Annotated in this window: 21 protein-coding genes and 2 pseudogenes; 10 read left to right on the forward strand and 13 right to left on the reverse strand. The window is 42.9% G+C overall.

Going from position 1 to position 25764, the window contains the following annotated elements; genetic code table 11:
• Positions 1–106: 106 nt before the first annotated feature.
• Together F6J90_RS39820 and F6J90_RS39825 are read right to left on the reverse strand one after the other, a co-directional pair.
• Positions 107–1240 (reverse strand): glycosyltransferase family 1 protein, encoded by a 1134-nt coding sequence (locus tag F6J90_RS39820; protein WP_293107371.1) that lies wholly within the window; start codon positions 1238–1240, stop codon positions 107–109.
• 275 nt (positions 1241–1515) lie between these two features.
• Positions 1516–2136 carry a chromophore lyase CpcT/CpeT gene (locus F6J90_RS39825; protein WP_293107373.1) on the reverse strand — a complete coding sequence of 207 codons (621 nt, stop codon included), beginning with the start codon at positions 2134–2136 and terminating at the stop codon, positions 1516–1518.
• 156 nt (positions 2137–2292) lie between these two features.
• Here F6J90_RS39825 and F6J90_RS39830 point away from each other — a divergent pair.
• Positions 2293–3536, forward strand: a pseudogene (locus F6J90_RS39830) (transposase).
• Positions 3537–3970: 434 nt separating this feature from the next.
• Here F6J90_RS39830 and F6J90_RS39835 read toward each other — a convergent pair.
• Both F6J90_RS39835 and F6J90_RS39840 read right to left on the reverse strand, forming a co-directional pair.
• Positions 3971–5131 (reverse strand): esterase-like activity of phytase family protein, encoded by a 1161-nt coding sequence (locus tag F6J90_RS39835; protein ID WP_293107376.1) that lies wholly within the window; start codon positions 5129–5131, stop codon positions 3971–3973.
• Between the two features lie 519 nt (positions 5132–5650).
• Positions 5651–6235 (reverse strand): annotated as a pseudogene (locus F6J90_RS39840) (Uma2 family endonuclease).
• A 1196-nt stretch (positions 6236–7431) separates the two neighbouring features.
• Between F6J90_RS39840 and F6J90_RS39845 the strand changes: the two are divergent.
• Positions 7432–7698: a hypothetical protein gene (locus F6J90_RS39845; protein WP_071105972.1), complete on the forward strand. Its 267-nt coding sequence runs from the start codon at positions 7432–7434 to the stop codon at positions 7696–7698.
• 126 nt (positions 7699–7824) lie between these two features.
• Here the strand turns inward: F6J90_RS39845 and F6J90_RS39850 are convergent, their stop codons facing one another.
• The 5 genes from F6J90_RS39850 to F6J90_RS39870 form a co-directional block, all read right to left on the reverse strand.
• A complete protein-coding gene (locus tag F6J90_RS39850; protein WP_293107380.1) occupies positions 7825–8748 on the reverse strand; it encodes an ABC transporter ATP-binding protein in 924 nt (307 codons plus the stop codon).
• 187 nt (positions 8749–8935) lie between these two features.
• On the reverse strand, positions 8936–9709 hold the full coding sequence (locus F6J90_RS39855) for an ABC transporter permease (protein WP_071107985.1): 774 nt from the start codon (positions 9707–9709) through the stop codon (positions 8936–8938).
• Positions 9710–9948: 239 nt separating this feature from the next.
• Positions 9949–10356 carry a hypothetical protein gene (locus tag F6J90_RS39860; protein WP_293107383.1) on the reverse strand — a complete coding sequence of 136 codons (408 nt, stop codon included), beginning with the start codon at positions 10354–10356 and terminating at the stop codon, positions 9949–9951.
• A gap of 211 nt (positions 10357–10567) precedes the next feature.
• Positions 10568–11020: a helix-turn-helix domain-containing protein gene (locus F6J90_RS39865; protein ID WP_293026083.1), complete on the reverse strand. Its 453-nt coding sequence runs from the start codon at positions 11018–11020 to the stop codon at positions 10568–10570.
• Positions 11021–11086: 66 nt separating this feature from the next.
• Complete coding sequence (locus F6J90_RS39870; RefSeq protein ID WP_293107386.1) at positions 11087–11374, reverse strand: hypothetical protein; 288 nt, start codon at positions 11372–11374, stop codon at positions 11087–11089.
• A 418-nt stretch (positions 11375–11792) separates the two neighbouring features.
• Between F6J90_RS39870 and F6J90_RS39875 the strand changes: the two genes are divergently transcribed.
• The 3 genes from F6J90_RS39875 (at position 11793) to F6J90_RS39885 (ending at position 16781) form a co-directional block, all read left to right on the forward strand.
• Positions 11793–13805 (forward strand): WD40 repeat domain-containing serine/threonine-protein kinase, encoded by a 2013-nt coding sequence (locus F6J90_RS39875; RefSeq protein ID WP_293107389.1) that lies wholly within the window; start codon positions 11793–11795, stop codon positions 13803–13805.
• A 219-nt stretch (positions 13806–14024) separates the two neighbouring features.
• Positions 14025–14810, forward strand: coding sequence for a peptidoglycan editing factor PgeF (gene pgeF, locus F6J90_RS39880; RefSeq protein WP_293107392.1), 786 nt, complete (start codon positions 14025–14027; stop codon positions 14808–14810).
• 444 nt (positions 14811–15254) lie between these two features.
• Positions 15255–16781: a DEAD/DEAH box helicase family protein gene (locus F6J90_RS39885; RefSeq protein WP_293107395.1), complete on the forward strand. Its 1527-nt coding sequence runs from the start codon at positions 15255–15257 to the stop codon at positions 16779–16781.
• A 329-nt stretch (positions 16782–17110) separates the two neighbouring features.
• Here F6J90_RS39885 and F6J90_RS39890 read toward each other — a convergent pair whose 3' ends face one another.
• On the reverse strand, positions 17111–18349 hold the full coding sequence (locus F6J90_RS39890; protein WP_293107397.1) for a calcium-binding protein: 1239 nt from the start codon (positions 18347–18349) through the stop codon (positions 17111–17113).
• A gap of 494 nt (positions 18350–18843) precedes the next feature.
• On the opposite strand from F6J90_RS39890, the gene F6J90_RS39895 reads away from it, so the two are divergent.
• Positions 18844–19992: a hypothetical protein gene (locus F6J90_RS39895; RefSeq protein ID WP_293107400.1), complete on the forward strand. Its 1149-nt coding sequence runs from the start codon at positions 18844–18846 to the stop codon at positions 19990–19992.
• Between the two features lie 126 nt (positions 19993–20118).
• Here F6J90_RS39895 and F6J90_RS39900 read toward each other — a convergent pair whose 3' ends face one another.
• Positions 20119–20574, reverse strand: a complete 456-nt coding sequence (locus F6J90_RS39900) for an HlyD family efflux transporter periplasmic adaptor subunit (protein WP_293107402.1) — start codon at positions 20572–20574, stop codon at positions 20119–20121.
• Positions 20575–20976: 402 nt separating this feature from the next.
• On the opposite strand from F6J90_RS39900, the gene F6J90_RS39905 reads away from it, so the two are divergent.
• From F6J90_RS39905 to F6J90_RS39915, 3 genes are all read left to right on the forward strand, one after another.
• Positions 20977–22125 carry a hypothetical protein gene (locus F6J90_RS39905; RefSeq protein ID WP_293107405.1) on the forward strand — a complete coding sequence of 383 codons (1149 nt, stop codon included), beginning with the start codon at positions 20977–20979 and terminating at the stop codon, positions 22123–22125.
• 183 nt (positions 22126–22308) lie between these two features.
• A complete protein-coding gene (locus tag F6J90_RS39910; protein WP_293107409.1) occupies positions 22309–22803 on the forward strand; it encodes a DUF1822 family protein in 495 nt (164 codons plus the stop codon).
• A 36-nt stretch (positions 22804–22839) separates the two neighbouring features.
• Positions 22840–23049: a hypothetical protein gene (locus tag F6J90_RS39915; RefSeq protein WP_293107412.1), complete on the forward strand. Its 210-nt coding sequence runs from the start codon at positions 22840–22842 to the stop codon at positions 23047–23049.
• 114 nt (positions 23050–23163) lie between these two features.
• Here the strand turns inward: F6J90_RS39915 and F6J90_RS39920 are convergent, their stop codons facing one another.
• Positions 23164–23400, reverse strand: coding sequence for a S8 family serine peptidase (locus tag F6J90_RS39920; RefSeq protein ID WP_293107415.1), 237 nt, complete (start codon positions 23398–23400; stop codon positions 23164–23166).
• Between the two features lie 956 nt (positions 23401–24356).
• On the opposite strand from F6J90_RS39920, the gene F6J90_RS39925 reads away from it, so the two are divergent.
• Positions 24357–25448 (forward strand): DUF1822 family protein, encoded by a 1092-nt coding sequence (locus tag F6J90_RS39925; protein ID WP_293107418.1) that lies wholly within the window; start codon positions 24357–24359, stop codon positions 25446–25448.
• Here the strand turns inward: F6J90_RS39925 and F6J90_RS39930 are convergent.
• Entirely contained in the window at positions 25440–25637 is a 198-nt protein-coding gene (locus F6J90_RS39930) for a hypothetical protein (RefSeq protein WP_293107421.1), read from the reverse strand. The genes F6J90_RS39925 and F6J90_RS39930 overlap by 9 nt on opposite strands.
• Positions 25638–25764: the final 127 nt, after the last annotated feature.

Here is a 25764-nt window from a genome sequence, read left to right on the forward strand (position 1 = left end):
GCCGGGTTAACCCTCGGAATAATCGTCCTAGACATTCCTGATTGAACCTTGAATCACATATTGTGAGAATCCCCCGTTATCATCTCCGATTTAACGGGGGAGTATGTCAAGCAGCGGAAGACATGGATTCGGAAAACACGATTGCCTGGTAGTAACGTTGCAATTGACGTGTAGCAGCTGACCAACTCCAGCGTTCAGCTTCTGCTCTAGCATTGCGGCGCAGAGTTTCCCGTTCCTGCTGTTGTGCTAACAGACGCTGGGTTGCTGCGATCGCTCCTTGCTCATCTGCTGGATCGTATAAATACCCATTCATCCCATCCGTGACAATATCCGGAATCCCTCCAGAGTTAGCTGCTACCACCGGACAACCTGCTGCCATGGCTTCAAGTAAGACTAGTCCTAAGGTTTCTGTGCGAGAAGGAAAGATAAATGCATCAGCAGAGGCAAAGGCAGAACCGAGTGTTGTACCGGTAAGGTAACCCACGAAATGAGTCGGGGTTCCAGCAAAGTGTGCTTCTAGTTCCTTACGGTGGGGTCCATCTCCTACTAATGCTAGGCAAGCGTTGGGAATTGCTTCTAGCACTAACTTAATCCGCTCAATTTCTTTTTCAGCAGAAAGACGGCCTACATAAAGGAGTATGGGGCTGTCTGGATGTCCTTGGGAAAGATGCGATCGCATTTGGGATGAAGCTAACTCTGGTTGGAAAGTTTCCGTATCCACACCTCGCTGCCACAAGTCTACTCGTTCAACACCATGGTCTCTTAATTCCTGTACCATAGCATTAGAGGTACACAAATTCAGCTCAGCTTGATTGTGACTAACCTTAATTAACTCCCACATAACTCCTTCGAGCATACCCAATCCGTAGTGCTGGAGGTACTGAGGTAAATGGGTGTGGTAGGAGGCAACCAAGGGAATATTCATTACCTTGGAATAATACAGCCCTCCCAACCCTAATACTGCTGGGTTGACAACATGGATCAAATCTGGCTGAAACTTTTCTAATACCCCACCAATTGAGGGTCGTGGCAGGGCTAGCTTTAATTCGGGATACAGGGGTAGGGGAAAGCCAGAAACGCCGTAAATTTTGGCTCCTTTGTAGGCTTTTAGTCCCCCTTCTGGGCATATAACTAGCACTTGGTCACCGTTACGCTGCAAATGTTCCACCGTGTGGCGCAACCGGGTCACGATGCCATCAACTTTGGGTAGAAATGTTTCAGTGAAAAAAGCAATTCGCATAATTAGTGATTATTGATTAGTCATTAGTTATTATTTATTAGTCATTAGTTATTAGTAGTTTATAGTCCGTTGATCCAACTTGCTTGACCTTCTTGCGTGACCTTACTCGCTAAATGTATCAGGTTTGGGGGACTTGTTGAGCATTAATTAATTTATAGGTATTAGAACATTGGTGTTTAGGGATTCCACGAAGCCCTTGACTCTAAGCTGAACCGTTTAGCTCTAATCGCAGTTTGTATGGAACATTTTTTTACTTTGAACCCCCAAGGTAAGAGTCAAGTCTGTAGTTCAGTAAATTCTGGAGTTGGGATCAGCACTTCTGAAGCGAAGCTAGTCCTAGGTGAGAAGTGAAATGCTCCAGCAATCGAACCCCAAATTAGTTCATCGGTTTGGGGGTCACGTCCCCTGTCAAGACTAATCAATTTTTCTTCCATTACTTCAAAGCTGCTATCGAGATAGGTTTCTTTACTATTGCGCACTACCAAGCAAGCTTTACCTGGTTCTACTTCGGCTTTGAAGCTGTGACCAGTCCAGGTAACATTGAACGTGCAACCAGCAAGCTTCTCTAACTGTTGGGCACTCAGGGATTTTAGACGTTCTAAATCACGGGAAGCTCCGTATAATAGTTTTTCATCCTGAACCTTGTAATTTTCGATTTTGATTTGCCCGTCTAGCTCAACAATCTTTAGTACCCGCACTCGGTAGGGGGTGTTGAGCATATAGTCATAGGCTTGCTCAAGGAACAAGCTACATCCATCTAGCACTGACCAAGGTAGAGGACGCATGCAGACGCGGATGTGAGCATACAATGGTGGATTCTCAAACGCCTGCTCTTGGTTACTAAAATCAGCTGCCATCCAGCGGGCTAAAGTAGCGATATCCGTAGAATGAGTCATTACCAGAAGTGTTGAACTTAGAATAGCGGGAACTTCGGATGAAGTAGTGTTTGATGCAGTTGGTATCTTTACCGAAAAAAGCGGGTCATTAGCCCCGTCCTAGAACGACGGTCAACTTATGCTATCATAAGTTTATCGTTGTCAATCACGATAAACATGATCGTCTACGAGATGAAACTGCAAGGAACACAAGCCCAGTATAGGAGGCTAGATGAAGCCATCCGTACTGGTCGTTTTGTTCGTAACAGCATTATCAGAGCATGGATGGATGGTGATGTTAAAAACCGCAACGATGCCTATAGCTACTGTAAGGTGTTGTCGGACAATCCAGAATTCCCCTGGGTCAGTCGATTAAACTCAATGGCTCGACAGGCACACGCAGAAAGAGCTTGGGCATCAATTGAACGGTTCTATCGCAATTGCAGGCAGAAAGTTCCTGGGAAGAAAGGTTTTCCTCGGTTTAAAAAGTCCCAAATTCGAGCATCTGTTGAATACAAAACAACAGGGTGGAAACTTTCGGAAGATAGACGTTATTTAACATTTTCTAATAAGTTTCAAGCGGGTAAATTCAAACTCTGGGGGAGTCGTGACCTACATTTCTATCAACTCAAACAAATTAAACGAGTAAGAGTGATTAGAAGGCATGACGGATACTATGCCCAGTTTCTGATAGACCATACTAGAGAGGAGAATAAAGAACTCACAGGAAAGCAGACAGGACTAGATGTTGGACTTAACTTTTTCTACACTGATTGTTCTGGTGAACAGATAGATAACCCTGCGCAAAGCGCACGCTACGCGAACGGTTTTTGAGAAAAGATGAAGCCAAAATCAAGAAATTGCAACGTCGTTTATCAAGAACCCAAAAGGGAAGTCAAAACCGCAAAAAAGCCATAAATAGATTAGGTAGAGCCCATCTTAAGGTTTCACGCAGACGTAACGATTGGGTTTGTAAATTAGCTCAACACGTCATCCAGTCTAACGACTTGGTTGCCATTGAAAACCTACGGATTAAGAACTTGGTTAAGAACCACAAACTAGCCAAATCGATTAATGATGCAGCCTGGTACAAGTTTAGAGAATGGTTAGAGTATTTTGGGAGAGTTTATGGAGTGCCAGTGATTGCCGTTGATCCGGCATATACTTCTACCGATTGCTCAAATTGTGGTGAGAAAGTTGTCAAAACTCTCAGCACTCGAACTCATCGATGTCCCCATTGTTGCTATAGGGCAGATCGTGATAAAAACGCTGCAATAAATATTCTTAAATCTGCACTGAAACAGCTTTCAAATACCGTCGGGCAGACGGAAATCAACGCCTCTGGAGAGATTGATCTCTGCTTAAAAGGGGAAACTCAATTAAGTAAGTCAGCTCGTCGAAAGAGGAAGCCCAAACAGTGATGTTTGGAATCCCCGTGCTTTCATGCCGGGGAGGATGTCAAAATACATGGTCTTGATTCAGTCGCTTATGGTTTGGGTTCTGCATCAAGACCAATGGCTAAAACCTTTAGTTGACAAGCACCCATCATGACCCTGATCCAAAGTTCCCTATTCCGTATTTCCTGTGCCCAGCGCTATAGCTGATAGCTTACTGGCGAGAGCTTGGGAATACCTCTGGTTTTTTTGGGCGTAAGCATTCAGCCGTGAGCTTTTAGCTCACGCTACGCGAACAGCGGTCAGAGGCAAGAGGCATGCATGCTAAAGTTTACTACAAGAGGTTTTCAGCTTGTATCAATGTCCTAACTTTAATGCGTAGTGCTATAGCACCTCAAGTAGCGTGCGCATTAGCTGATAGCTGATAGCTGATAGCTGATAGCTGATAGCTTACCTTTGGGCTATGTCAAACCTTTAATCCTAAACAACAGAAACTGTGTCACCTGAGCCTCACTAAAATTGTTATCACTCACCAAAATTAAACTCTGAGTGCCATCACTCAAGCGCGGACCAAGGGTCATTCCCTCTAAATTATCTAAGTAAATCCCCAATTCACTCAAATCCAACAACAACTTTTTTTGCAGGGGCTTAATCTTGGAAATATTACCCTTGAGAGTAGAAATTTTGGTGGTATCGGTTGCTCCACCCATCACCACTTGATAAAGTTTGGCACTAAATCCAAAGAAACCATAGGTACGCTCCAAACTCAGAAAATGTCCTGCGGTATCCACTGCTAATAACTCAGTCAAACCGTGAGAAAGGGTGTTAGGGGGGTCTGGCTCGAGTAAGTAAAGATGTTCACTAACCAGCATTGGAGGAGTAACGTCTCCAATCAAATAGTGCAACCAACGAATTCCCGCTGCTTGTTCGGTATCTGCTTCTGGCTGGTCTTGGTGTAGGGAGTACTCACTGGCACTAAATAAGCGAAATGACTCTTGCCCACTTGCTGCAGCTAGGCTGATCGGTTCTAAGGTCAATGCCTCAAAGCCTAAGTTATCCTGGATACCATTACTGACTGTTTCTAGGTCAGTGTCATTCGGTAGATAACGCTGGGGAATTTTTAAATTTTGCAACTGTTGTCCTGTTGCTATATCAAACTGCCGAATGAATGGAGCAATGCCTTGATTAGTAGCCCCTTCACTAGAGATAAATACAGAATCTTTTCCAGACCAAGCAATCCCTTCTGGATCCAGGGTACCCCTTACAAAGGTTTCTCCATTTTTATCTTTAAGAAAAGTGACATCTTCCACTTCTACGTTTTCAATCCCTATGTTTCCTGTATCGGTGGGATTGAAAGTTAGTTTTAGGGTGTAGAATCGAGCTGGAGCTAATCGAGAACGATCATCAGAAACCGCTAAAAAGCGATCGCGTTCCCGATCATAGGTCAATCCTGACAACCCTCCCACTACTGTATTTTTGAACTCCGTTTGGGGCAGTTGATACTCCCCTAAGAAGTCCACGGAAAGGTTGAGGAAGGTGCGTTCTTCTGCTGTGATGGCTGGTAAAAAGCTACAGGTAGTGGTCAGGCTACCCAGGAATATTATTACCACAACCCATAGCATCGTTGATATTTTTTTAGGTTTTCTTAACATTAGGTCAGTCTACCAGTACCTTAACTTACTTGTATTATTACTTGGTTCGACCAGAAGTGTTGATGGTTATAAATTATGTCTAAAAAAAAGTACCAAGCTGTATGGTGCTATTTAAAAATTAAATTATGATCGCGTCATGTTTTTAAAACAGTTGACAAAACGAGTCTTGGATAGCTTAACATCTCTCCATAAAAATTACTACCCTGTCTCTTGATGCAGTCGATCAGGGTGCATCTCATATTTGTAAAAAACAAGGGAAGTGTGGGAAGTGTGGGAAGTGTGTAAACTGTGAAAAGTATGATAATTTTATGATAATTTTGCATAATTTCATGCATTGAGATGCACCCTTCTGCCTTCTGCCCTCTGCCTTCGATACACTTTTATTATGGGTATTTAACCGGACTTGATATAAAATCCTAATGACCGAACAATTGGCAAGAAGTTGACTAGTTTCCGAGATGTCTATTACAAACAGACAAAAACTAGTCATCAGATTGGAAGCAAATCCAAAACAAACCTTGGCAAAACATCCTCTCCTGATAATGTTTGTGGACTAGTTAAAATTTCCACATCTCGATCGGGACGATAAATTTATACTTGCTGCTGTTGGCGATTAATTAACCATCCCAGTCTTGCGCCATTATCCCTATATTCCCTCATTTTGGCCTGTGTCTTTTCCAGGGAATCACTGGGAGACATTAATTCAACCACAAAATCGGGGCACAAAGGAGCAAATCTTTCTTTTTCCGCTTGAGTCAAAGCATTCCACCGTTCAATTTTCACCCAAGACGCATCTGGAGAGCGCTCTGCACCCGAGGAAAGTTTGAAACCACCGGAAGAGTCAAAGGATTTTGCTAGCTGATTTTGGCGACTCCAAGCTCTTAACTGATACGTTAGATCAGCATTGCGTACGCTAGTTTTGCTACCCGTAGGTGGCATAATAATTAATTATCCTTTAGCTGTACGCTCGAATCTCAAGTCACGGTTAGTTTGACAAAGCTGAAAAAATTGCTCGTCAGTTAAGTCAATAATTAATTCGAGCCTAGCCGGTAAACTGACGGTATTAGGGTTCATCTTATCAGTTTAGATAGTAGCAATAGTTGTCTCAATTATAGTATAGCGCTTTTTAAGCTAGTAAGGTACATTTTTTTTGGTTTTAGGGAGCAGGGAGCTAAGGCTGTGGGCCACGCGGGCTTTGTCCGACGGACGCTGCGCGAACGCCAACGGAGCTTCGGAGCAGTAAAGTCAGAAGAGGGAAGAGTTAAAAAAATATGTGTACCTCATTAAACTCAAAAAAACTATATTTGATATCATGCATACAGACACGGTTTTAAAGGGATATTAGCTTAGTCCAATCATCGTGTAAAATCCCAAGGATAAGCATAAGACATTTGGGGGTTTAAATGCTCTGTTCAACTAAATTTTAATTATCTGTAACAGGGTAATAAAAATCAACCTTAAACGTTCAAAATACCAATTTTTTTTAGGCATTTTGAAGTTAAGCTGTTGCGCATTTAAATTGGATATTATTCAGTTAGCAAAAAACCGTAAAACCCTCTACCCTGCTCCCATTCCCCCCTTACTAAGGGCAGGGCTGTTTCATTCTTTGGGATAAATTGTCAGGTCAATAGGCGTGAAAGGGATGAAACCTTGAAGAGGGTAGCCTTATTACAAAAACTTAAACCTGTTGCCCATAACCTGCCGACCATAAAGGCTACCCTCAACTACTGTAACTTCAAGGGAAGTGGGGTGCTGGGGAGAGGGTATTTTTAAGGTTAAAAATACCTAAGGTGCGCTTTCCGCATCTAATTATTAAATTCGCCACGGGTCGCACTTTTTATTAATAAAAATTCCCGACGGTGCGCGTTCACGCTTAGCTTTGAAAAAGCGCGGGGTCGCACCGCTATCTCCCTATCTCCCTATCTCCCTATCTCCCCACCAATCACATTTTAGTCCGACAATGAAACAGCCCTGGCTTGCTAAGGGGGGTTAGGGGGGATTGATGCTCCCCTGCTGTCAGAACCATGGAATTTAAATGAAGACCAGGTTAAGGCTCTGGCTTGATATCTGGAAATCGTGACAAATCCTGAAAAAAAGGGTTATAATATCCCTGTGAAGACAAAACATTGATTAACCCTAACAGGTTGATTAACCTTGAGGAATTTACTTAGAATTGCAGAGGTGGTCTATTCTCTCTAAGTAGATTTACGGTTACGGCGGTCAACTCAGCAATTCTATAATCCCATCAGTTATTTAAGGGCAGTAAGGCAATGTATAAGAATTGCGTAATTGACATTAACTCCAAGTCTAATAAGGTTGATAGCGTTTGGCGTCTAGCCGAAACATTATCTGTAGAGGAAAAGGCTGAATTGATTGAGCGCTTGCTTGACCAAGAATCGGGGTTGATTGTGCTGTCAGCAACTACCCACTTAGGTGATTATATCCTGGCCCAGATGAGTCTTTTGTCATCAGAGGGCTTGCTGTACGTATTCAGGAAAGTTGCGGCTCAGCTGTCTAGCAAAGGGAATGGTTTGTAGATTGTTATCGTTAATCACCCAGAATGTCCAGTTTGTTCTTTTTTGTTGGTGGTTAGTAGGGGCGAACAGTTGTTTGCCCCTACAGTAGTTAGTAGAGATCAAGACACTCTGACTAACGACTAACCACTAACTTCTTTGAGTAAGTGACCAGCATTCAACCAGATTTGATGTAACCTCTACATAGACATACTCCAGCCGCACTGGCTGACGAGCAATGGAATCGAGGGGAATCCCATCAAAACAAGCAATAATATCCTTCAGGTCTAAAGACTCTGGTAGCCAAAAGGCTAAATCATTTCCATAGCGGCGATGAGTAAAGCCTAATTCTTGGGCACGAGCGATCGCTTGTTCTTCTTGAGGGGTATCTACTACCACAATTTCTTGAGCGGGAATCTTTTGCCGTAACTCAACCAAACTCCCCTCTGCCACAATCCGTCCCTGTTTAAGAATGCCAATTCTCTGGCAAAGACGTTCTGCTTCATCAAGGGAATGAGTGGTCAGCAAAATAGTAATTCCCTGGCGCTGAAGACGTCGAATCAAGTCCCAAATTTCATATCGGGCTTCAATATCTAAGCCTGTCGTAGGCTCATCTAAGATCAGTAATTTGGGCTGATGCACTAGAGCCACAGCAATATTCATCCGTCGCTGCATCCCACCACTGAGGGTTTCCACCGGACTTTTTGCCCGCTCTAATAAATTTACCGCAGCAAGGGCAGCATAAACTTGTTTAGAGCACTGCTGACCATCTAACCCATACAGACGAGCAAAGAAATACAAGTTTTCTTGACAACTAAGGGTTTGATACAGTAAATTCTCTTGGGGGGCAACCCCAATCAGCTTTTTCGTTGCCTCGGACACTGGTTGGTTATTGATTGCGATCGCACCACTATCCGCTCGTAGTAAGTTACAGATGATATTGATAGTAGTTGTCTTACCCGCACCATTGGGTCCGAGTAAACCATATATTTCTCCCGCTGGAATATTTAGGGTTAAATCCCGCAGAACGTTTCGATTACCGTAAGACTTACTTAATTTATGGATATTTAGCACTAGTTAAACCTTGAGCAATACTAAGGCAATTTAATCAGACTTTTTTTACGATAATCGGATGATTTTATAGAAGTACTAGGTAACAAGTAACTGACCCGACTATACTTGAGTTTATTTTTTTTGTGCAAACCTCCTCATTCTTCAATGGTTTAAACTAGGTTACCCTGCACAAAACTCCCGTGGATAATCACAATCTTCTCTCTACCCGAACCATCCCCTGGTATGACAACCATCCGACTATCACCATCACTGAGGCAAAGCCAAACAAAAACCAGAAATGAGACTCGATTTCCACCAAACCCTTCCCATCAGCCCATACTCCCAACAAGGCTTCGTTCATATGATAAATTGGGTTAAACTTAGCGATTTCCAGTAACTGTTCCGGAAACAAAGCAGTGGGTAAAAACGCACCCCCCAAAATTAATAGAGGTACACCGACAGTTCCCACTAAGGCATTAACGTCCTCAGTCCGCCGCCCTAATTGAGTTCCCAGAAAAAATCCCACTCCCACATAAGCAATAATACTCAGGAAAATAATCAATACCCCTAGCAACACGGAACCTTGAAACCTTGCCCCCAAAAATGCTGCTATGGTATAAACCACTAAGGATTGACCTATACCAATGCAGCTGTGAGCCAAAAAAATTCCTAAGAAATAGGATATGCCCCCTAATGGAGAGATAAATAAACGCTTGAGCATGTGCTGCTCTCGTTCTGAGACTACCGTGGCGACGCTACCCCCCAAGCAGCTAAAAAACAAAGCAGCACCCACAAGAGTAGTTGGGGCAGCACGTTCAAATGCTTCAGCGGTTGATAGCTGAGCCTGTTCTGCCATAATCAAACCGTTGAGAAATAGCACAGTAATTGGAAAAATACTCCAAAATAATAGGCTACGCTGCCTTCGCCATAGTTCAATCAAGATTCGCTGTGCTACAGCACAGGTTTCCCGCCAATATTTCATAATTACAGCAGTTTTCAATTGGGTGAGGTACAGATTCCTGGGTTTTAGGGAACAGGGAACAGGGAACAGGGAACAGGCAATAGGCAATAGGCAATAGGCAATAGGCAATAGGCAATAGGCAATAGGTAAGATGGAAAAAATCTTGTGTACCTCATTAGGTTAGTTTTTTTTTACTTTCAACTTTCAACTTTCAACTTTCAACTTTCAACTTGAACGCCAGATTTTTGTGTTTATATTACCTATCGTCTATTGATAACAAACAAGGTATCCAGGTCTCTAAGATAATAAAGGGCAAAGCAAGCTGCTAACATTGGCCAGGCGGCAAAAAATAGCAAATTAGGATCAGAAAATGGGCTTAGATATTGCTGATAGGATGAGATAGTTGATATCCCATGAAATACTAATACGCTACCATAAGTCCATCGTTTTTTCCACCCTAGTAAAAATCCTAGGATGATTACTAGCTGGATAGCGCCAATAATAATAAAAATGCTGTTACCGAGTCCACTAATAAAGTAAAAGTTTTCATAGACCGCAGCTGCATGTTCAGGACGCACGAATTTATCGATTGTCCACATCAGCATTACTATAAAAACACTGAGGCGCAGTAGAAACAAAACTAGGGGAATTCGATTAGACGCTCTCATGGTAGTTAAGAAGTAATAGATCGGATAACAGAATGATAGATCAGATTATATCTGGTAGCGTCGTTATTTTATACCTAGGCATAATGAACCACCATGGTAAGCATTTAGGTATCAGCCGTTAGCTGTACCCACCATGAATCCATGACTTCCGTGAGAAAGTATAGTTCCTAGTTGTTTTTGAAAAATTACTGTTGACTGGGATTAAACAGTATCAGCTAGTAGCAGGGAAACTGCCACCGATGAAGTGGACATCACTAAAGGTTTCGATCCACAAACGAGCTCCACAATCGAGTGGATTATCTGGCTGATAGACAATCCGACACGGACCAATGATTTCGATCTGATTGCCGTATAGATTGTTGCCGCTTCGTTTTACTGAAATCACTGGCAGCCGGTCTTCAGGGCTTTTGTGGTTATTGGAGCCAATGCGATTGCGGTTGACATTAATCTTAGCCAAAGCAGGAGGACGAGTAGTACGCCATTTGCCTTTTGGTCCACGGGTACCTTTGGTGATTTGTGGCAAATCGTTGAACAGAGGAATAATCCAGAATTTCCCACTTTTATAGGCACCCCGAACCCGACCCTTCTCTAGGAGTTGGCGCAATCGCCGAGAAGAAATACCTAATAAAGATGCTGCTTCAGTAGTACCAACGTGCTTACTCATTGAGGGGACTTGAACTAACTATTCCGATAATAGTATATAATAAAAATGACCAAATAACAACTTCCCTTAAAGAAGTGATATCGTGTCCAGTTGTTTAAATAGTGTTGAAGGTTGAAGGTTGTTCGCGTAGCGTGGCCGAAAGGCCAAGGTTGAAGGTTGAAGGTTTAATAACCGGGTCACCTGTAACCTAAAAATAGGTTGAAAGTTGAAGGTTGTTCGCGTAGCGTGGCCGAAAGGCCAAGGTTGAAGGTTTAATAACCGCCTAACCTGTAACCTGTAACCTGTAACCTGTAACCTGTAACCTGTAACCGATAACCGATAACCGATAACCTGTAACCTGTAACCTGTAACCAATAACCTGTAACCTGTAACCAATAACCTGTAACGGGTTAACCAGATTGCGATCGCGTTTGCTAAAATTCTGCTAAAATCATTTATGGAAAGTAAATTAACCAGCACCCTTAATCATAAGGATTGCTAAACAGCTCAAATCCTTAATTCCATCACTTAATCCCATTAGCCAAATCTGACCGGAAAGCGAGAAGGGCTGACCGCTACTGTAGCCGATTAGCCAACAGCTATGGCTAGCATCTAGAGCTAGCATCTATGGCTAGTATCTACCGAAACCATCCTGATACCAGGGAATTTCTACCGTAATTACTACCGTATGTCATTTAACTGTGACATGCTCCCTCTTAAGAGGAAAATCAACAGAAAAAAACTACCCTCTTAATGGCCTAGTCATACCCAAATTCCCTGATGACCTGCCAGTATGATCTGCTGTCTTAATCCCGATTGCCAGAATCCCATTAATCCGGATGATAACCAGTTTTGCCAAAGCTGTGGTAACAAACTAGTACTCCTAAAAAACCGCTATCGTCCGATTCGACCCATCGGAGATGGGGGATTTTCCAAAACCTATCTGGCAGAAGATAGGGACAAATTGGATGAATACTGTGTGATTAAGCAGCTAGCCCCCCAACTTGAGGGAACGAAGGCACTCAAAAAGGCACGAGAATTATTTGAGCAAGAGGCAAAACAATTGCAAAGGCTGGGACAACATCCCCAAATCCCTACCTTGCTAGCTTACTTTGAGGAAGATCAGCGCTTATATTTGCTCCAAGAGTATATCGAGGGGAAAACCTTAGAGCAAGAGTTGGCAGAAGCAGGACCGTTCAGTGAAGACAAGATTAGGGATCTTTTATTTGAACTGCTAACTATTCTCAAGTTTGTCCATCAACAGAAGGTGATTCACCGAGATATTAAACCAGGTAATATCATTCGCCGTCCTGCTTCGGCTCAAGGATCTGAAAAAAAGAATCAGCTAGTACTAATCGATTTTGGGATAGCCAAGCAATTGAAGGCTACGGTCATGGCTAATATCACTGGCACCACTATCGGTTCCTTTGGCTATGTGCCTATGGAACAAATGGAGGGAGGTAAAGCCTATGCTGCTAGTGATTTATACAGTTTGGGCACGACCTGCTTTCATTTGCTGACCAATGTTCATCCTTGGGATTTGTGGAAGAAACAAGGCTATCGCTGGGTAAATAGTTGGCGAAAGCATTTAAAGCAACCGGTGAGTGAGCAATTGTGGTGGATAATGGATCGACTGCTCCCAGAAAGCTATCAGCACCGTTATCAGTCTGTAGACCAAGTCTTGGAGGTGTTGGAGCTTCAGTCTGCGCCCTCTGCTAATCCCTCTCAATCAACCTCTAAGTATCACGAGTCTTTTCTGAACTTTTTAACGTCATTAAGACAAAATGAGCAGTTAAAAAAACAAGTGATGATGGGAGGAGTTTATTTATTATCTCTAGGATTAATTACTCAAGGATATGGATATTTTCGCTATCACACCTTTCCGTCTAATCTAAGTTTTTTGATTGCTGGTTTACCCAGCAGTACCTACCTCAAAACTACTCTCAATGGACACTCTAACTCAGTGCGTTCTATTGCGGTTAGTCCTGATAGTAACTATTTGGTAAGTGGTAGTAATGATCATACTGTAAAAATTTGGAATTTGCCGAAAGGTGAGTTAGTTAGAACTCTTAATGGCCATGATGGTAATGTTTATTCTGTCGCTATTACTCCTGATGGAGAAAATATTGCTAGTGGTGGTGATGACAACACTATCAAGATTTGGAATTTGAAAAGGGGTCAGCTGAAAAAGAATCTTACTGGTCATCAGGGTTTTATTAGTTCTGTTGCGATTAGTTCCGATGGAAAAACGTTAGTAAGTGGCAGTTATGACCAAACTATCAAAGTTTGGAATTTACATACTGGTAAGCTGAAACAAACCTTAACGGGGGAAACGAATTGGGTTAGTTCGGTGGTGATTAGCCCTGATGGCAAAACATTAGTTAGTGGGAATGGGGGCAATACGATCAGAATTTGGGATTTGGATACAGGTAATATAAAAAAGACCCTCACCGGTCATAAAGATTCCGTTGTTTCTCTAATCATTAGCCCTGATGGGAAAACGTTGTTTAGTAGTAGTCTAGACCGTAATATTAAGATTTGGGATTTGACAATTGGTGAATTAAAAAATACCTTGACTGGACATATATACTATGTTCATTCTCTGGCGATTAGCCCCGATGGTAAGACCTTGGTTAGTGGGAGTGCAAATAATACCATTAAGGTTTGGGATTTAGAAACATGGGAGTTAAAAACTACCCTCACTGGTCATACAAACTGGGTGAGTTCTCTGGCGATTAGTCCCGATGGAAAAACCTTAATAAGTGGCAGTAGAGATGATAGTCTTAAAGTTTGGAAGTTGCCTTAATTTATGACAGTAAGCTGGTCTTAATTTAAATTGAATAGTTCAGCAGCTCAAGGGAGCAGGGAGCAGGGAGCAGGGAGCAGGGAGCAGGGAGCAGGGGTAAAGGGTTTGTTTTTTTTGATAACTAAATAATATCTAATTGAAATGCACAATAGTTTAAAGTCACAACAGTAGAAACTGTAAGCTGTAAACTGTAAAGTGTAAACCGTAAACAAAATTTAAATGCATACCTGGCACTGGCACACTTGGAACAATTTGCCCTATTTAACGAGTAGCCTATTGAAGCAATGGAATCACGGCTTCTTTTCCTCAGCATTTTCTCCCCGTTCTCCTGAAGAAATGGTCGATGTACTCCAGCCTGATGCCCAGGTGTATCGAGTTAAACAGGTCCACGGCAATACAGTACTGACTCCTGGGGAAATTGAAAGTACCCAAAACGGTGAGCCAGACTCCAATAAACCACCGGCTGATGGTATTATAAGTGAGGAAGCTAAGCAAGCTGTGTGGGTTTGTACGGCAGATTGTACGCCCTTACTGATTGGGGATATCGAAACCGGACAGGTAGCAGCAGTTCATGCGGGTTGGCGGGGTACTGCTCAACGGATTGTTCCTAATGCGATCGCACGATTGCTAAACAATGGTAGCTGTAAAGAAAATCTACGCATTGCTCTCGGTCCAGCAATTACAGGGGAATGCTATCAGGTATCAGAAACCGTGGCGGCTGAAGTGGGAGCTAGTATTGTATCTACTGATCAAGGGGATAGCACTGAATCAATTCTGGGGGTGTTGCAGGAGCTAGCAGACTCCCCAATATTAGAGGACCCGAAACCCGGACGAGTACGCTTGGATGTGCGGCGAGTGAATGTCTTACAGTTGGAACAATTGGGCATTGATTCAGAACAAATTGCGATCGCACCCCACTGCACTTACTCTGAACCAGAGCGTTTCTTTTCCTATCGCCGTAATCAACTTAAGAAAGTTCAGTGGTCTGGTATTATTAGCTATTGAAGCGTAAGCTATCAGCTATCAGCGTGTCGCGTATCAGCTATCAGCTAATGCGCTACAGATTGTGCTACTTGATGTGCTTATGGGCTATGAGGAAGCTACACCGAACAGCTTTTGAATAAGCGATGCAGCGCCGACCTGCGGGGGTTTCCCCCACTCGCGCAATAATCAAGAAAACAAGTAAGCATTCGAATAATGCTGAGTTATGGAAAGCACCTCAAGCAGCGTGAGCCAAAGGCTGACGGCTGTTCGCGTAGCGTGAGCTTTTAGCTCACGGCTGACGGCTGAATGCAACGGAACCGGTACGACAATAGCAAAGAAACCTCCTTCAATAGACCTCTTGCAAAAATAAATATGAAATCAAAATCTATCCCTTTTGCCTTTTGCCTTTTGCCTTTTGCCTTGTCTTCACCAAGGTTGATGAGACTTATGCAAGAGGCCTAATTCATGCCACGCACCCCTAGATTAACCTTTGACCGGGGAACTCTGATTTTGCATCCACCACCGAGGGGCAAAGCTTGGGTGGAGTATGCCACTTGGGATGATCGGGTAGAGAAGTTTCGGATTAGAGGAATTCACTATCGTCCTCTGGTAGAAAGCTTACTCAGAGAAAAGGTTGATTTTATCGATGATGCTAGGGAATTTGTGCCTCTGCCACTAGTATCTAGTTTTGAGATGGAACCTTATCCCCATCAACGGGAAGCTCTGTTGGCATGGAAGCAAGCCGGTCGTAAAGGGGTAGTGGTGCTACCAACGGGAGCAGGTAAGACTTATCTGGCCCAGTTGGCAATGCAAGACACTCCTCGTAGTACCATAGTTGTGGTACCAACCCTAGATTTAATGCACCAGTGGTATGCTCAACTCGAAGCAGCCTTTCCAGATGTGGAGGTGGGAGTGTTGGGGGGTGGTTCTCGCGATCGCACGCCTATCCTGATCGCCACCTATGATAGTGCCACTATTCATGCCGAAACCTTAGGGAATCGGTACGCTTTGGTGATTTTTGATGAGTGTCATCACTTACCTACGGATTTTTATAAGGTGATTGCGGAATATGCGATCGCACCCTATCGGTTAGGACTGACAGCAACCCCAGACCGCTCCGATGGCCGTCATTGGGACCTTAATGGTTTGATAGGACCAGAGGTTTATCGGAAAAGCCCTGATCAATTGGCGGGTTTGGCCCTAGCTGACCATAAGGTAATTCAGATTAAGGTCAAGCTGTCCCAAAAAGAACGCGATCGCTATAATTCTTGCATGACGTTGCGCAATGATTTTTTGAGAGCCTCTAACATTCATCTCGGGAGTATTAAAGGTTGGCAGCAGTTTGTGATAGCAAGTGCGCGATCGCAAAGCGGACGCCGTGCCATGTTAGCTCACCGGGAGGCTAAGGAAATTGCCTTAGGTACCGATGGAAAATTAAGGATTTTGCTAGATTTACTGGCTCAGCATTACCCAGAGAAGATGTTAATTTTTACTAATGGTAATGCTACACTTTATCGGATTTCTCAAGAGTTATTGATTCCTGCGATTACTCATCAAACCCCAGTCAAAGAGCGTCATGATATTTTGAAGCGATTTCGGGAGGGAGAGTATCGGTGTTTAGCGGCATCCCATGTGTTGAATGAGGGAGTCGATGTACCCGATGCGCGAGTAGCGATTATCTTATCAGGGACCGGTTCATCTCGGGAGTATATCCAGCGCTTGGGTCGGGTATTGCGTAAAGGAAAAGATGGGGAGAAGGTGGCGTTATTGTATGAAGTAGTAGCCGAGGATACTTCTGAAGAACGAACCTCTTGGCGTCGCCATGGTGGTGGTAGCAAGAATGAACCGCGAAGGCGCAAACAGCCGGAAGGAGCCCAGACGGGTAAGCAGTTGGAGTTATTGCCAGAGCAGGGTTATCAGGTGAAGCATAGAAGTAGCCCTAGGGCGGCTGAGTCTAAGGGCAAGTGGTCAGAAGAGGATGATGAGTTTTAAGTTAGATGATCAGGTGATCATAGAGTATTGTCAGGATGGGTAGTTATTCCTGTGTAAAAATAATACTTGAACAATATTCCTTGAAATTGGTATAACCTGTATAATTCATCTTAGGACTTACTAAGCCGACTAAACCTTGTAAGTCCTAAAATACTATCTTCCTCAAAAGGTGATAGTGTGATATGGTGATGGGGTGCTAGGTATTAATGCAACTTGGTATCAACACCCCTCTCACCAGGTATCCTATCAGCAGCTTTCCCCTAAACTCTACAGAGCGAGTAAAGCAAACAATCTTACTTATCACCCGGTTAGATAAAGTGCCTTGGCGACTAGACTGAGATAAAGTCATTAGCGGTCAGTAAACCACTAGAATCGACAAAAGCAATGTCTTCTGTACCTAAGCTAATGCGAGTACCGTTGGTAATAGAAACACCAGCTCTTGTACCTGTGAATGAGCTTAACCTGTAATTGGACAATGACCCGGAAATCTGGATCTTGTCAGAGTCAGTTTCGCCGAAGGAACTAAATCTGTCGAAATTGTCAATGACAGCGTAATCTACACCAGCACCGTTGTAATAGATCGAGCCACCGGTGCCCAGGATAATCAGATCCCTGGCAAAGAAATCACCAGGATCAAGGATATCAATTTCACCAACACCGTCTAGAATACTGTTAGTACCGTTAAGGGTATCTGAGCCCAAACCTCCAACTAGGCTATCGTTACCACCTGCGCCAACGAGGTTATCATTGTTAGAACCACCGATGAGGCTATCATTCCCGCGACCTCCATTCAGAATATCGCTTCCGGAATTACCGTTGAGTCTGTCATTCCCAAAACTACCGGTGAGTATGTCATTCCCGCGACCTCCATTCAGAGTATCGTTCCCAAAACTACCGTTGAGTATGTCATTCCCAAGACTACCGTTGAGTATGTCATTCCCGCGATCTCCATTCAGAGTATCGTTTCCGAAACCACCGTTGAGTAAGTCATTGCCAGAACCACCGTTGAGTAAGTCATTCTCGCGACCTCCATTCATAATATCGTTTCCAAAACCACCATTGAGTGTGTCATTCCCGGCACCTCCATTCAGAGTATCGTTTCCACCTCCACCATTGATGATGTCATTGCCACCATTACTGTTGAGCCGGTTTGCGCCGGTGGTACCGATGATTGTCTCACCCCTCTGAGAGCCCTCGACGTTCTCAAAATTGCGAATCGTTTCGGTATTACCTCGAAAAACCGAGGTGGTCTCAGTTGCCAGGTTGATGGTGACCCGACGGGAGCCAAATGTGACATTGGAATAATCAATAGTGTCGATTCCTGAACCGCCATTGTGGATGTCGAAATTAACATCATCGTCGTCAATTATGGTATCATTACCAAAACTACCATTAGTGGTGTCGGTTCCAGCTCCACCATTAAGTATGTCGTTGCCAAAACCACCATTGAGTGTGTCGTTGCCGCCAAGTCCATTCAGAATGTCGTTGCCGCCAAGTCCATTCAGAATGTCGTTTCCACCTCCACCATTGAGTGTATCGTTGCCAGGACCGCCGAATCTCACTACCATTGTTTTCTCCTTAGAGTCAAATTTTTCATTTAGCTAGAAGTAGTTCTGCTTTATGAGTTACAGAACCCTATAATCAGTTTGGCCATCAAGAGCATCAAGGCTTTTTGACTGCCCTCACAAAAGTAATCACTCCGAAAATCCAATTTTTATACAGCCGAAGATAAAGTTTTGTAACTATTTGTAAATATGAAGTTTTGTAACGAATTCCAGAAAACTTGGAAACTACCCTGATGTCAAATTAAGTAGGTGGGCTTAACTATCCGTAAAATAGCGATTGAGATTAAAAATGCTGAAAACCTCTTTAATAAAGGCTTTCAGCTTCATTTTACTATTTTGAGTTTTAAGCACCTACACAGAATTAATTGCCTACTCCAAATCTCTGTAACCCTTACCATACAAGGATTTGAGTTTTTTTTATGTGCAATTAATTTTGTGTACCTGCTTAACGTTGATTTATGCCCACCTACTTAGACAAGCATTCTTGATCAATGGTCATGAACAAGCAAATTCAACATCTGGTGCTTAAACTACAACACTATTCTCGGGAAAATCAACAGCGGGAGCAGACTTTGGCAGAACTGGTTGAGCAAATTTTGCGTACCCGTAAAGTGTGTCGCCCACGACCAGGTCACCCTCTATCTGGCATCTATCTAGAGATCTATCAGACCGTAAAGCAGCAGCTCAACCATCAACTCAACGATGATATTGACAGTCGATATCTACAAATGACTTCTGATCAGGAGTGGGCCTCTTGGCGAGATAGTGTCTTTAAAAAGGTACTCGACGAGGGTCGCTTTCAGCAGCTAGCCCTAGAAGCACAACGACACCCACCTCATACCCCAGAGGGATTTTATGCCTTAACGGAATTGCTCAATGCCCTTAAGCTTTCCGGTAAGCTTTACCATCGAGGCCCATTTTCCCCGTCAGTCTATGATGATGCTGTGAATCGGACATTGTATTATGTCTATGAAAACCTCAATCACTACAATCGAGCCAAAGGAAAATTTCTAACCTGGGTCAATTATCGCTTCGATAAGATGTTACAAAAGGCTCAACAAGACCTCACTGACCCATTTATCCAAGCTCAAGCTGGCAAAATTGTCAGAATCAAATATCAGTTGAGCGCTCTGATTAAAGGTACCAAACTAGAGCATGTAATTATTTGGATCACACTCAGCATCAAAGGCTTAATTACAGACAAGACCCAGGTCAGTAACGTTACTAAAATTCTGATAGTATTATTTCTGTTGTGCCAGTTAATCGCAAAAGACCGGACAAAGGGGAATTCCTTAGTGTTTGAGATGGCTAAAGCCACTCTGCCTCTCTCCTCACACTTGTCTGAGAACACTGGGGAATCGATACTCCTAGAGACTGTGGCACAACCAGAAACAGAACTGACGTTGTCTGATCAGATCAGACAGTATTTTAAAGAAGACCCGGAAAACCTCTTGCAGAAACATATTAAAAACCATCCTTCAGCTACCTTGCAAGTGATAGGGTTAGCCTACCTCGACGGAAAAAAATGGCAAGAGATATCGGATTGTTTAGGAATTAAACTTTCATCCTTGAATAACTTTTTTAAACGTAATCTTAGGAAATTAGCCCCGGAAATCAAGAGATATATAGAAGAAGAAATGGGCTGAAAGTTCTATCAACAAATACCTGCTTATCCAAATCGGTGCTTAATCTGCTCAATACATAAACCTAAATCAACACGCAAAAGGCATGCATGCCAGAAGTGTTGAACAGGGAACAGGTATGATATCACATTACAAGTCTGTGACTAGCCTTGCCTTCCTGAGCAGGAGTCTTAGCACAGTCTCTTCTCTAGAAATAATATCGGCTCTGCCCTCCATTCCCAATTGAAGGGAACACTGGTTTTTGCCTTTACCGAGCACATGGCTTTCTGGCGAGATCGTCACCTCGTAGAAAGCAGTAGCGGCACGCCCCTTCTGGCTTAAAGCACTAGAAACCATTGCTCTAGCACCATTACTTTGGGGTTTAATAGTATCTTCGGAAATTTGGCTGACTACACCCTTGAGGGTACCATAATCTGGATAAGGACAGGCAGATACGCCCATGTGAACCTTTTGACCTTCTGCCAACTTGCCAATATCGCTTGGTGACACCACTGCCTTTACCTTCAAGGGTGCATCACCGGGAAGAATTTGGGCAATTTCCTCTCCAGAGCGCACAGTTTGACCAGGGTTCCGCAAATTTAGCATCGAACCTGTAAAGTGGCACCTCCTTCTACCACAGCCCCTTGTTTGGGAGTTAATTCAGTAAAAAGTTCTTCATTGGCAGTGATTTTGTCGATAGTTGACATGGTTTTTCTCCTGGATTTAACTTGACTTAAGTTGACTGAAATTACATCTTTTTTCCAGTCATGATGGTAAGCAAATCAGCAGTAATTCAACCCTATTAAACAGCACATTATGATCGGTTTTGCCATCAAAAGCATCACGCCTTTTTGACTGCCCTCACTCTGTTAATCACTCCAAAAATCCAATTTTTCTACAGTTTTATATAAAGTTTTGTAAATTTTATTATAAAGTTTTGTAACAAATGCCATAAAACTTGGAAATTACCCTGATAACTAATTGCACAAGGATTCCTGATCAATGGTCATGAACAAGCAAATTCAACAGCTGGTGCTTAAACTACAACACTATCCTCGGGAAAATCAACAGCGGGACCAGGCTTTGGCAGAACTGGTTGAGCAAATTTTGCGTACCCGTAAAGTTTGTCGCCCACGGCCAGGTCACCCTCTATCTGGCATCTATCTAGAGATTTATCAGACCGTACAGCAGCAGCTCAACCATCAAATCGACGATGATATTGACAGTCGATATCTACAAATGACTTCTGATCAGGAGTGGGGGTCTTGGCGGGATAGTGTTTTTAAGAAGGTACTCGACGAGAGTCGTCTTCAGCAGCTAGCCCTAGAAGCACAACGGCACCAACCCCATACCCCAGAGCGATTTTATGCCTTAACGGAATTGCTCAATGCCATTAAGCTTTCCGGTAAGCTTTGCCATCGAGGCCAATTTTCTCCTGAGGTCTATGATGATGCTGTGAATCGGACATTGTATTATGTCTATCAAAACCTCAATCACTACAATCGAGCAAAAGGAAAGTTTCTAGCCTGGGTCAATTATCGCCTCGATAAGATGTTACAAAAAGCTCAACAAGACCTCACTGACCCATTTATCCAAGCTCAATCTGGCAAAATTGTCAGAATCAAATATCAGTTGAGCGCTCTGATTAAAAACACCAAACTAGATCATGTGATTGTTTGGATAACACTGACCATCAAAGGCTTAATTACAAACAAGACCGATGCCGGTAAAGTTACTAAAATTATGATGGTCTTATTTTTGTTGTGCCAGTTAATCGCAAAAGACCGAACCACAGGAGATTCATTAGTGTTTGAGATGGCTAAAGCCTCTCTGCCTTTATCCGCCAACTTGTCTGAGCTGACTGGGGAATCGCTCACCATAGAGACTGTGGCACAACCGGAAACAGAACTGACCTTGTATGACCAGGTCAGACACTATTTTAAAGAAGACCCCGAAAACCTCTTACAGAAACATATTAAAAACCATCCTTCCGCCACCTTGCAAGTCATAGGCTTAGCGTACCTCGACGGAAAAAAATGGCAAGAGATATCGGACTATTTAGGAATTAAAATTTCATCCCTGAATAACTTCTTTCAACGTAATATCAGGAAATTAGCCCCTGAAATCAAGAGATATATAGAGGAAGAGATGGGCTGAAAATGGTATAAACAAATACCTGCTTATAAAAATCGGTGCTTAATCTGCTCAATACATAAACCTACATCAACTTTAGGAGTTAAAGGGAATTATTAATATCTATATTATACTACCGATAGAGTTGATAATTTATTGGTAAGGCTAAAATGGAGGGATTGCTCAGCCATACCAGCCTGTCAACTTATGGTCACACTACTTATGGTCACACTACCAGAAGCAGCCCATCAGCTAGCAGAACAGCGTTGCCAACAGCAATCTAATCTGGAAAAAGCCGAACAGGTTTATCTCAATACCTTGGCGGTGTATGCAGTGAATCAGTACTTACAGGGTCTAGGATTTGAAACTGATTTAGACTCTAGTGATAGCCAGAATTCCATCATGCAGACATTCCTAGATGTGGCTGATTTAGTGGTTAAAAATTATGGCAAGCTCGAATGTAAACCAGTCTCACCAGATGCCGAGTTTGTTTACATCCCAGAAGAGGTTTGGCAAGACAGAATTGGTTATATAGCGGTGCAACTGAATGACTCCTTGACAGAAGCTAAACTGCTGGGATTTGTCGAAAATGTGGCAACTAATGAGTTACCGTTAAGTCAGTTGCAGCCGATGGCAGATTTTCCAGGATACCTTCAGAATTTACCCAGAAAATCAACCGATAGTCGAGAGGTTGCATGTTGAAGGTTGTCTGTCAGAATGCAGAATGGAGAATGGAGAATGGAGAATGGAGAATGGAGAATGGAGAATGGAGAATGGAGAATGGAGAATGGAGAATGGAGAATGGAGAATGGAGAATGGAGAATGGAGAATGGAGAATGGAGAATGGAGAATGGAGAATGGAGAATGGAGAATGGAGAATGGAGAATGGAGAATGGAGAATGGAGAATGGAGAATGGAGAATTTAGAATGGAGAATGGAGAATTCTAAATTCTAAATTCCAAATTCCAAATTCTAAATTCCAAATTCTAAATTCTAAATTCCAAATTCTAAATTCTAAATTCTAAATTCTAAATTCTAAATTCTACATTCTACATTCTTAATTCAAATCCAGCTGGCATAGGTATGATCAGGTAAGGTCGAAAAGATGTCAACCCCTGGTGCAACAAGGTCGTACATGTTGCTGTCATCACCAGCGCCATTGGAGAAGTGAGCAATTGTGCGATCGCTTTTTATGGCTTCTACTGAGAAACCGTATTCCATGGCATAACTAGCAGGATTAGCAGGGGAAAACCCTCCACTATTGCCAGCGGCACTAACCTTAATCAGCAAGTAAGCCAATCGGGTTGCTAGGCACTGCCCACCCTAGGATTCTGGCAAAAAATAAAGTTTTGTAAATTAACCCATAAAAATTTGAGCTCAGCTTGATAAGTAAGCAGGTCAGTGTTTCTAATGGATAGCGATGAAAGAGCAAATTAGGCAGCTGGTATGCCAAGTGCAAAGGTACCCACGGGATACTCAAGAGCGGCAGCAAGCTTTAGGAAAACTGGTTAAGCAAATTTTGCGATGCTCCTAGGTCGCCGCTTCGCGATCGCGTAAAATTTGCCGCCCATCCAGACGAAGACCCTGATCGGCTATTCCAAAAGCATATCATAAACCATCCTGAAGCAACGTTTCAAACTATCGCTTTAGCCTATATTGACGGAAAAAAATGGAAGGATATATCTGAATTATTCGGAATTAGTGTTCCTACACTAAGTCATTTATATAGCAGTCGCCAGGAAATGAAAAAGCTTTTAACATCGCGCTGCATCGCTTTTTTAATTATTTTTAAATTAATTTAATTTTTACCTATTAAAGGAAAATACTATAGTTATTTATGGTAAAGTATTGGTAGGCTAATTTTAGGGAATTGGTATAACACTAGCTCATCCCAAACGTAAGCATATGCGCTACGCGCAGGCTACGCCAACAGTGGTCAGTGGTCAGTGGTCAGTGGTCAGCGGTCAGCGGTCAGCAGTCAGTGGTCAGTGGTCAGCTTATTTTATTCAAAAGCATCTCAAGTAGCCCGCATAAGCTGATAGCTGATAGCTGATAGCTGATAGCTAATAGCTCAAAGCTGATAGCTGATAGCTAATAGCTGAATGCTTACTCCCAAACTGACATTTATTACTCAGAAATAAAAAATCAGGACTATTTTGATCAGAAGTATTGTTTACCTAGGAATTAGGATTACTAGGTAGATTATGCTCCTAGGTTAGGGAATACTATGATTGGACTCAGCACAGGATGTAATCATGACCTCTACCATTAAGTCGTACATTAAACCGTTAACCTTTAGAGTTCCGCTAGCTTTAGCAGCACATCGCAGAGCAAAGGAATTTCAACAGCACCAAGCTAATCTGACTAAAGCGAAACAGGTTTATTTCAATACTCTGGCAGTGTATGCAGTTAACTTTTACTTGCGGTGTATGGGATTTGAGACAAACTTAGAGGAAAGCGACAGTTGGAACCCAGTGATGCAAACCCTGATGGATGTTGCGGATCTGACGGTTAAAAATCATGGTAAGTTGGAGTGTAGACTTGTTTTACCTGAGGCTAAGTGTGTCAAAGTTCCAGCAGCAGTTTGGCAGGAACGAATTGGTTATGTGGGGGTGGAGCTTGATCAAGCATTGCAGGAGGCAACTCTGGTAGGATTTGCTGATAAAGTGGTAACAGAAGAATTCCCCGTGAACCAATTGCGAACCCTGAAAGAGTTACCGCGACACATTAGAGAGTATCGGCAATCTCCCCAATCCCAGGTACGGGCAAAGCAGTGGAGCCATAGTCATGCTCTCAAACCCAAGGTCTTCTGTCCCGATACTTCACCGTCGAACACTATGCAAAAACACCATACCCAACAACAGCAACCACAAAACCAGACACCAGTTGTGCGATTAAGCCAGTGGTTAGACAATAGTTTTGAGGCAGATTGGAAGACTGTGGAAACTATCTTACAGCCAGCACCGGAGCCAATGCTTGATTTCAGAAGTTTCCCCTTTGACCAACCTAGTAAAGGATTGCATACCACCGTGGGAGTAAAACGAGGTAAGCTACTCGGTTCGGAAATTGCCTGGGGTGCCGAGAAGGTGGCTTTATTTGTGGAGCTACATCCAACGGATTCACCCAAAATGACTATATTCATTGAACTTTTTCCTGCTTGTGGTGGAGACCGTCTTCCCAAGAATCTAAAGATTATGGTGCTTGATCACGAGGGAATTGCGGTGATTCAAACCCAAGCCAGAGAGACGGAAAATATTAAGTTGCAAGTAAGTGGTGAACCGGGAGAACGTTTTAGCATTAAGTTAGTTTTGAATGATGTTAGTATTATCGAAAATTTTTTAATCTGAAGTTAGGGGCGATTGTGCTACCGGTATGCTTTTTAAACCCAGCCTTGTATTAATCAGATTATTAATTAGATACATAGCAGTTATCAAATAGGTGAGGTACATTTTGGGGAGTAGGGAGTAGGGAGTAGGGAGTAGGGAGTAGGGAGTAGGGAGTAGGGAGTAGGGGGAAGAAAATTGAATGTACTTCATTACTATGAGAACCGCTATGGTAGTATTATATAATAATTGGCGACTATAGTCGCCACGTCTAGTCGTCTGGGATAAACCCTTATAAAAGGGGATTTGGTATAATTATAGGAAAGCCAGAGTAAGCAGG

The organism is Moorena sp. SIOASIH (assembly GCF_010671925.1).
Taxonomy (GTDB): Bacteria; Cyanobacteriota; Cyanobacteriia; order Cyanobacteriales; family Coleofasciculaceae; genus Moorena.